A 621-nucleotide genomic window follows, 5' to 3' on the forward strand; every position below is an offset into this window, starting at 1 on the left:
ACGCCGGTCTGGCGCGCGATGGCCACCGACAGCTCAGAGACTTCCTTCGATGTGGCGAGCGTATCGAGCCGCGCCTCGATGGTGCCGACCCGGGTACGCAGCCGGCCCATATCCCCGCGCATCTCGTTGAGATCTGTTTCGACATCGGACAGGCGGCGGGCGATATCGCTGTGACCCGCCGCCAGTCCCGACACCCCCTCGCTGACGCGGCTCGAGACACGCCCCCAGAAGAGCCGCGCGGCGGCGGCGAGAAGGCCCATAAGTCCAATGAGCAGACCCACGAGCTTGTCGCCAGCCGTGGCCCATTCGAGCCAGCTCATTACCAAAGGCTCCAGACGAGCACGCCGAAGACGGCGGTGATCGCGGCGCCCTGCCCCGCGACGACGCGGCGCACCTGGACATCGTTGTCGCTTCCCATACGGCGGATGGCGACGGCCAGCGCGAAAATCGCGGCCGCCAGGGCAAAGCTGAGGGCTTCGGGTGCGGGATGAGCGCTCCACAGGTCAAGCTGGGTGTTCACGGCGAGGCGCGCGATCACGTAATAGATCCGCTCGACCATCAGCGCGGCCGCGATCGCGAAGATCGGCCCCTCGATCCGCGCGAGATTGCGCAGATCGAGCA

2 protein-coding genes are annotated in these 621 nt (G+C 67.5%); both read right to left on the reverse strand.

Annotated elements, in window-relative coordinates; translation table 11 throughout:
• On the reverse strand, positions 1-320 hold a 320-nt coding region (locus tag PMES_RS16350), incomplete at its 3' end, for a hypothetical protein (RefSeq protein WP_159966771.1).
• Positions 320-621 (reverse strand): hypothetical protein (locus PMES_RS16355; protein WP_159966772.1); only part of this gene is annotated, 302 nt, incomplete at its 5' end. The genes PMES_RS16350 and PMES_RS16355, both read right to left, overlap by 1 nt.

Source organism: Profundibacterium mesophilum KAUST100406-0324 (assembly GCF_009835145.1).
Taxonomy (GTDB): domain Bacteria; phylum Pseudomonadota; class Alphaproteobacteria; order Rhodobacterales; family Rhodobacteraceae; genus Profundibacterium; species Profundibacterium mesophilum.